Here is a 7,957-nt window from a genome sequence, read left to right as displayed (position 1 = left end):
GCTTTTGAGTCTTGATCCAGACATCGCCGCATTGCTTGAGATGGTGCAGGCGGGCACCGAGAGCGGCGCGCGCATCCCGTTTCCGCAGTTGACCGCCGCGCAGGCGCGGGCCGATTTCGATGCGTCCTCGCCGCTGCTCGATGTCGATCCGCCGGCGCTTGGCGACGAGCGCCGCCTCTCGCTGCCGACGCGGGATGGCGCGATGATCGAGGCGCGGCTCTATGCAAGCGAGGCACCGAGCGAACGCAATCCGGTCCCGGTCCTTCTCTACATGCATGGCGGCGGCTTCGTCGTCGGCAGCCTCGATTCGCATCAATCATTGTGCCGCGGCCTTGTCGAGGACAGCGGCGCGGCCGTGCTGTCGGTCGGCTACAGGCTTGCGCCGGAGCACAAGTTTCCGACCGCCTTCGAGGATGCGGTCGATGCGCTGGCCTGGATCGGCCGCGAGGGCCGCGCGATCGGGCTCGACACGCGCCGCGTTGCCGTCGGCGGCGACAGCGCCGGCGGGACGCTTGCCGCCGCGCTCGCGATCGAGGCGAGGGCAAATGGCAACCTTCCGCAGCCGGTGCTTCAGGTTCTCGCCTATCCCGGCCTCAGCTCCAGGCAGACCTCCGCGTCCTACGAACGGTATGGCTCCGGTCATCTCCTGGAGCGCAGCACCGTCGATTGGTTCTTCCGGCAATATCTGCGCGACGATTCCGATCGCGACGATTGGCGCTTCGCACCGCTTGCGGCAAACGATCTATCGGGCCTGGCTCCCGCGTTCATCGTGCTCGCCGAGTTCGATCCCCTGGTGGATGAGGGGCGCGACTATGCGGCACGCCTCAGCGCGGCTGGCGTTCCGGTCGACCTGCGCGTCTATCCGGGCATGATCCATGAATTCCTGCGCATGGGGAATGTCGTGGCCGATGCCTTGCAGGCGAGGGCAGCGATCGGGCAGGCGCTGGCGAGCGCCTTTCGTGCCGCCGGCGAAGGAGCGGCTTGATATGGTAATGCAGCATGAAGGGGGATATGTCATGACTGTCATCTCCCGCGGCCTCTCTGCAAGGGGCTCCTGAACCGAATCCCATGAGCTCATCTATCCCAGACCACAGGCTGTCCCGCCGCGCGCTCCTCGGCGCGGGTGCTGCGATCGGAGGCACGGCACTTGCGGGGGCATGGCCAATGGCATTTGCCCAAGCCGCCGGATCGCCATCCGGGCCCCGGATCGCCGCGCTCGGCTGGGCCTGTGCCCAGACGATCCTGGCGCTCGGCGTCGTGCCGCTGGTGATACCGGAGATCGAGCGCTATGGCCGGCTCGTCGTCGAGCCGGTTGTCCCGCCCGGCGTGCAAGAGATCGGCCTGCGCTCGGAGCCAAATCTCGAGCTTCTCCAGAGCTTCGCGCCCGACATCATCATCATCGATCCCAGCATCGCGGCCGCCGTCCCCCGGCTCAAGCTGATTGCGCCGGTCGAGATGTTCACGATCTTCAGACCCGGCGGTCATCCTCTCGACACGGCACGCCGTTCGACGATGGAGCTTGCGAAGCGCCTCGGGGTGCAGCCGGCGTGCGAAGCCTATTTCGCCCGCTTCGATGTCGCCATGGCCGGCTATCGTGAGCGGCTCCGCGACCGCGGCGGCAAGCCGCTCTATCTCGTCAGCGAGATCGCGCGCAACCGCGCGCTCGTGTTCGGTCCGAACAGCCTCTATCAGGAAGTGCTCGATCAGTTCGGATTGAAGAATGCCTGGACCGGACAGAGCGGCCCATGGGGCTATACCAGTGTGGGGCTCGAAGTGCTTGCCGCGGTTCCAGACGCGCGGCTCGCCCTGATGACCTCGCGGGTTGCCGACGTCGAGGCCCTGCTGAAGGCAAGCCCGGTGCTCCGGACCCTGCCGTCTCTTCGGTCGCATCGGCTGACGGTCCTGGACAATCAGTTCTTCTATGGCGGCGTACCGGCGGCCGAACGTTTCGCTCGCCTTCTCGCCGAACGTCTGCCGCGGGAAAGCCATGAGCAAGGTTGATGCGCTGCCGGCGCGGTCCGGCTTCGACATGCATCCGGCGATGCTGATCGGGCTATTGGTGGCGGCTGCGGCCGCACTCACCTGGCGGAACCTGTCCGGATATCTGCCCGTCAGCGCCTGGTTGCAGGTGTTGTGGCAGCCCGAGATCACCGATCCCCAGCAGATGCTCGTGCACTACACCGTGTTTCCGCGCATCGCGGTGGCGCTGCTGGCCGGCGCAGCCCTCGGTCTCGCCGGCACTGTCTCTCAGCAGGTGCTGCGCAATCCGCTCGCCGAACCGAGCACCATCGGTGTGTTGAACGGCGCCTATCTTGCACTGGCCGTGACCACCTTGTGGGCGCCGTCGCTGCTGTTCCTGGGCCGGGAGTGGATTGCGCTGTTCGGCGGGTTCGCTGCGTTCCTGTGCGTGTTCGGGCTGACCTGGAAACGTGCGCTGTCGCCCGTCGTCCTCGTGCTCGCCGGATTGATCGTCAGTTACTACTGCGCCGTGACGACCCAGGCTCTGGTACTGCTCAACCACGAATATCTGATTGGTCTGTTCATCTGGGGCGCCGGCTTCCTCAATCAGCAGGACTGGAGCAACGTCACGTTCCTGGCGCCGCGGCTGCTGATTTCGATTGTCCTGATTGCGGCGATGGTTCGTCCGCTGACATTGCTCGGCTTCGACGACGAGACCGCGCGCAATCTGGGCCTCGGATTGACGAGAGCCCGGGTCTTCGCGCTCGTCATTGCGATCGCGCTCAGCGCTTCTGTCGTCAGCGTGGTCGGCGTCATGGGATTTGTCGGCTTGTCCGCGCCGGCGATCGTCATGCTGTCAGGCGCGCGCCGCTTTCGCGATCGGCTGATCTGGGCGCCTCTTTGCGGCGCCCTGCTGCTGTGGCTGACGGATCAGCTCGTGCTGTTGATCCCGCCCGGCTATCGCGAAATGCCGGCCGGTGCGGTGACGGCCCTGATCGGTGCGCCGATGTTGCTCGTGTTGCTGCCACGGCTGCGGGCCGCCATGCCGATGGGAAACCTCACGCCATCCGCTCCGCGGCGTCTCGATCACCCCTGGCGCGTGATCCTGTTCGCGCTCGCCGTGCTGCTGCTCGCCGTCTGGATCGCGCTCGCCCTCGGGGTCAGCGCCGACGGCTGGCGCTGGAGCGGTCTGTCCGGCCTGCAGGAATTCTGGCCGTGGCGCTGGCCGCGCGTGGTGTCGGCGCTGGCCGCAGGCGCGACGCTGGCGGTCGCTGGTACGCTGCTGCAACGGATGACCGGAAACCCGATGGCCGCGCCGGAGGTCATGGGCATCAGCTATGGTGCCGCGATGGGCGTGATCGTCCTGCTCTATCTCTTTCCCGCCCACACGAGGCTGGCGCAGATAGGGGCGGCCGGGATCGGCGCCTTCATCGTGCTGGCGCTGGTGCTGTTGTTCAGCCGGCGGTCCGAGTTCAGTCCAGAGCGCGTGCTGCTGGCCGGCGTCGCCATGAGTGCAGCGTTCGGCGCGATCATCGCCATGGCGCTGGCCACCGGTGATCCGCGCATCGGCACGCTGCTGGCGCTGCTCACCGGGTCGCTCTACCAGATCGGTCCGGCCGAGGCCGCAATCCTGGCCGCCGCGGCGCTCGTTCTGCTGACCATGGTGCCGATGCTGTCGCGCTGGCTCGACATCCTGCCGCTGGGACCGGCGACCTCGCGTTCGATCGGCATCTCGCTGGCGAGAAGCCGCATCATCATCATGCTGCTGACGGCGTTGCTGACGGCGACGGCGACGCTGATGGTGGGGCTTCTGAGCCTGGTCGGATTTATCGCGCCGCACATGGCGCGGATGATGGGCGCGCAGCGCGCCCTGCATCAGGCGGCGCTGGCCGCATTGATCGGGGCGATCCTGATGGTCACGGCGGATTGGGCCGGCCGCATGGTGATATTTCCGTTCCAGATGCCCGCCGGCATTTTCGCCATGATGCTGGCCGGCCCCTATCTCATCTGGCTGCTGCGGCCGCAGCGGGGATGACTGCCCTTACCGCGCGAAGCTGATGAGATGGCCGTGATCCGGTGACGGCATCACGCCCATCGGGATGCCATAGATGGTCTCGAGTTCGGCCGGCGTCATGATCTTGTCCGGCGTGCCACGAGCGATCAGCTTCCCGGAATGGAGCGCGATGATCTCGTCGCAGAAGCGGGCGGCCATGTTGACGTCGTGGAGCACGACGACCACGCCGAGATTGCGTTCGCGGGCGAGCTGTTTGACGAGCGACAGCACCTCGATCTGATGGGCGATGTCCAGCGCCGAGGTCGGCTCGTCGAGCAGCAGGCATTCGGCATCCTGCGCGACCAGCATGGCGATCCAGACCCGCTGTCGCTCGCCGCCCGACAGCGTATCGACCAGCCGATCCGCGAACGGCTCGATATGGGTTAGCGCCATGGCGTTCGCGACCTTCTCGCGATCGATGTCGCCGAACCGGCCGAGCGCGCCGTGCCAGGGATAGCGGCCGAGTGCAACCAGCTCCTTGACGAGCATGCCGGCGGCAGGTGGCGTCTGCTGCGGCAGATAGGCGACCTTGCGGGCATAGTCCCGATCGCTCCATGCGCGCAGCGCGCGGCCTTCGAAACGAATCGTTCCCGACGAGCTTGGCTGCTGGCGCGACAACAATTTCAGCAGGGTCGATTTGCCGGAGCCGTTATGTCCGATCAGCCCGACGACGCTGCGCGCGGGGAGGGACAAGGTGAGCGGTTCGAGCAGCGCGCGCCCGCCTACCGCGAAGCCGACCCGGTCGAGCTCGAACAGGGGCGCGGGTACATCGGGCGAGGCCTTCGTGATTCCGGTTGGCAAGGCGAGCGTCCTTTCGCCCGTCTGCGCATGTTGGAACGTCATGGTTGGCGCAGGCTCCAATAGGCGACGGCCAGATGCTGATCGCGGGAGAGCTTTCGCTCGTCGCGCAAATGGTTTCGCAGGGCCTTCAGCGCCTGCGCCTCACACGCGACCCAGGCGAAGACCTCCCGATGGTCGGGCCATTGCACTGCCTTGACGGCGTCGACCAGGAGCTGCGTCGTCCCGGCCGGACGGCCGGCGCGATGCAGCCAGCGGATCGCTACGCCGCGCGGGGCGATCAGCGGAACTTCTTCGCGCCGATCCGCAACCTCGATGAAGGCCTCACCCGTCGCCGTCGCCGGCTGCGTCTCGAGAATTCGCGCGATGGCGGGCAGGGCGGTTTCGTCGCCCGCCAGCAGCAACCAGCGCGCCGGACGAATGCCGCGGCCGAGCGGACCGGCCATGCCGCAGATGGCACCGGCCTTCGCGTTGACGGCAAACGCCGAGCCCGGTCCGGCGTGATCATGGACCACGAAGTCGATATCGATCTCGCGGCTCGGCAGGTCGATGCGACGGATCGTGTAATAACGGGTGATAGGCCTGCGGTCGGGCTCCGGCCACAGGATACGCCCGTCGGGAGCGGGCCACGGCCATTCGGGCTTGGCGAGGCCTTCGGGCGGGAAGTACAGCCGCACGTGCAGCTCGTCGTCGTTCGCGAAACGGGCGATGTCGTCGCCTGTAAAGGTCAGCCGCCGCATGTGCGGCGTCAGGGTGATCGCGGCCTTCAGCCGCACCTCGCGGAAGTTGGCCAGCATGCCGCCGCTGGATTCATGACCGGACCAAACGATGGTCGGTGCGTCGTCGCCCGCGAACTCGATCACATGCGAGGCGACGACCGAGCGCAGCATCTCCAGATTGCCCTTGTCGTTGGCCTCGACGCGGATCTTGAGGGCTTCCGCCTCTACGGCGAGGGAACTGGTGCCGAACGGCAATTTCGCCACCATGAGACCGTCCCGCTTCTCGAAGGCGATGTCATGCTCGGCCAGATGATCGATCATCCGCGCGGCGAGGCCGGCGGCATCGGGAAGCGCGATGCAGGTTTCGGAGATAAGCAAGTCCAAAGTCATTTCTCCATCGGGCCTGCCCGATGCTGGCCTGCAAGCGCTTCGATGTCCGGATGTTGCAGCCCGGCACTGGATCAAAATCCCACTCGCTCGCCGGCTGCGACGCAAAAGCGGTACTACCCGCATCATATTAAAGGCATTGCCGATCCCAAATTAGAATCCATCGAAAGAGCGGGGAAAATAAGCGCTGGAAGTGCGGTGCTGCCATCATGTATTCGCATCACATCAGCACGGCTTGTTCTGATCGTGACGGGCCGTATAGGTTCGCTTCAGGTCCCCTCCAGCGCGGCTCTCACCATGAACTCACGAAGCGGCCTGACGGCGCAGATCCTGCATCTCCTGCGGCCCTATTGGCCGCTCGTGGTCGGCGGCATCGCTCTGGGTCTGGTGGGTGGCGCCAGCGTCGCGGCGTTGCTCGCGGTCGTCAATCGCGGGCTCTATGCGACGCAGGCCGACGTCGTCACGCTGCTTCTCGCATTCGCCGGCCTGTGCCTCCTGATCCTGATCGGCTCCATCGGCGCCGACATCAGCGCCAATTATGTCGGACAGCGGATCATCGCCGAGCTTCGCAAGTCGCTGGCCGCCAGGATCCTGGCCGCGCCGATCGATCAGCTCGAAATCTACCGGACGCATCGCCTGATCCCGGTCCTCACCCAGGACGTCGATACGATCAGTGATTTCGCGTTCTTCTTTTCGTCCTTTTTCGTGTCGCTCGTGATTGCGCTCGGCTGCATGGTTTACCTGGCAGTGCTGTCGTGGCCGCTTTTCCTGATCACGGGAGCCGTCATCATCCTGGGGTCGCTGGCGCATGGATATGCAAGAACGCGAGGCGTTCACGGCTTCAGCGCGGCGCGCGATTCGGAAGATCAGCTGCACAAGCAGTATCGTGCGATCGCTGAAGGCGCCAAGGAGCTGCGTCTCAATCGCGTACGCCGTCGGCGCGTCTATGTCGAGCAACTTCAGCGCACGGTCGACCGGATCAGCTCGGTGCAGATCAGGTCGATCAATCTGTTCGTGACGGCGCGGGCGTTCGGCACGATGCTGTTTTTCGTGGTGATCGGCGTGGCGCTGACCTTGCGTCCGTTCCTGTGGCCGGACAGCCCCGCCGCGGTGTCCAGTGGCTTCGTGCTGGTCCTGCTCTATATGCGCGGACCGATTGATCAGGTCATCGGTATCCTGCCGGCGCTTGGCCGCGCTCAGGTCGCGATGCGCCGCATTGTGGAGCTTTCCGAGCAGTTCTCGACTCCCGAGCATGATCTGCTGGCCACTGCTCCTGCCGCGCCGGGCAAGACCGCGATCGAATCCATCGAGCTTCGCGGCGTGACCTATGCCTTCCGCGCCGTGCCGGGAAGTGACCCTTTTGTCCTTGGGCCCGTCGATCTTTTTGTCCGGCAGGGAGACATCGTCTTCATCGTGGGGCAGAATGGAAGCGGAAAGACGACCCTGATCAAGCTGTTGCTGGGCCTGTATGCTCCGCACGGCGGCACGATGCTTCGCGACGGTTCGCCCGTCCTGGCGGAGACGCGGGACGATTACCGCCAGCTCTTCACGACCATTTTTTCCGACTACTATCTGTTCGAAGATCTCATACGTGGAGAAGGCGGCGTAGTTCCGGATGTCGCGGAACGCTACCTTCAGCGATTGGAAGTCGCGCACAAGGTCTCCGTCGAGAACGGCGTATTCACGACGACGGACCTGTCGACCGGGCAGCGCAAGCGATTGGCCCTGATGAATGCATGGGTCGAGGAAAGACCCGTCCTCGTGTTCGACGAGTGGGCCGCGGATCAGGATCCGGCCTTCCGGCACATCTTCTACACGGAGCTGCTGCCCGATCTGAAGCGTCTCGGAAAAACCATCATCGTGATTTCGCACGATGATCGCTATTTCGGGATCGCGGATCATCTGGTGCGGTTGCGCGACGGCAAGATCGTCGCAAGCGAGGTGAAGGCCGATAACGTCGCCGGGGCTTCCGCAGTTCCGACCGACGCGCCGCTCTAGACCTATTGTGGTGATGTGCGGGCGCCTTTTTGTCGCATGCAAA

Annotated in this window: 6 protein-coding genes; 4 read left to right on the top strand and 2 right to left on the bottom strand. The window is 65.3% G+C overall.

Going from position 1 to position 7,957, the window contains the following annotated elements; genetic code table 11:
* Window positions 1–4 precede the first annotated feature (4 nt).
* From NLM15_RS32205 to fhuB, 3 genes are all read left to right on the top strand, one after another.
* Complete coding sequence (locus NLM15_RS32205; RefSeq protein WP_254121787.1) at window positions 5–985, top strand: alpha/beta hydrolase; 981 nt, start codon at window positions 5–7, stop codon at window positions 983–985.
* A gap of 179 nt (window positions 986–1,164) precedes the next feature.
* The gene (locus tag NLM15_RS32200) at window positions 1,165–2,001 is read left to right on the top strand and encodes an ABC transporter substrate-binding protein (protein WP_254121786.1); all 837 of its coding nucleotides are present in this window, start codon (window positions 1,165–1,167) and stop codon (window positions 1,999–2,001) included.
* Complete coding sequence (fhuB, locus tag NLM15_RS32195; RefSeq protein ID WP_254121785.1) at window positions 1,988–3,994, top strand: Fe(3+)-hydroxamate ABC transporter permease FhuB; 2,007 nt, start codon at window positions 1,988–1,990, stop codon at window positions 3,992–3,994. The genes NLM15_RS32200 and fhuB overlap by 14 nt, the downstream gene beginning before the upstream one ends.
* 6 nt (window positions 3,995–4,000) lie before the next feature.
* On the opposite strand, the gene NLM15_RS32190 is transcribed toward fhuB, so the two are convergent.
* Window positions 4,001–4,855, bottom strand: a complete 855-nt coding sequence (locus NLM15_RS32190) for an ATP-binding cassette domain-containing protein (protein WP_254121784.1) — start codon at window positions 4,853–4,855, stop codon at window positions 4,001–4,003.
* On the bottom strand, window positions 4,852–5,850 hold the full coding sequence (locus tag NLM15_RS32185) for a siderophore-interacting protein (protein ID WP_254121783.1): 999 nt from the start codon (window positions 5,848–5,850) through the stop codon (window positions 4,852–4,854). The genes NLM15_RS32190 and NLM15_RS32185 overlap by 4 nt, the downstream gene beginning before the upstream one ends.
* 363 nt (window positions 5,851–6,213) lie before the next feature.
* On the opposite strand from NLM15_RS32185, the gene NLM15_RS32180 reads away from it, so the two are divergent.
* Window positions 6,214–7,914 carry a cyclic peptide export ABC transporter gene (locus tag NLM15_RS32180; RefSeq protein WP_254124531.1) on the top strand — a complete coding sequence of 567 codons (1,701 nt, stop codon included), beginning with the start codon at window positions 6,214–6,216 and terminating at the stop codon, window positions 7,912–7,914.
* Window positions 7,915–7,957: the final 43 nt, after the last annotated feature.

The sequence above is a fragment of the Bradyrhizobium sp. CCGB20 genome (genome assembly GCF_024199855.1).
Classification (GTDB): domain Bacteria; phylum Pseudomonadota; class Alphaproteobacteria; order Rhizobiales; family Xanthobacteraceae; genus Bradyrhizobium.
The sequence above is the reverse complement of the archived record's forward strand: the minus strand, read 5'-3'. Positions and strand labels throughout refer to the sequence as shown.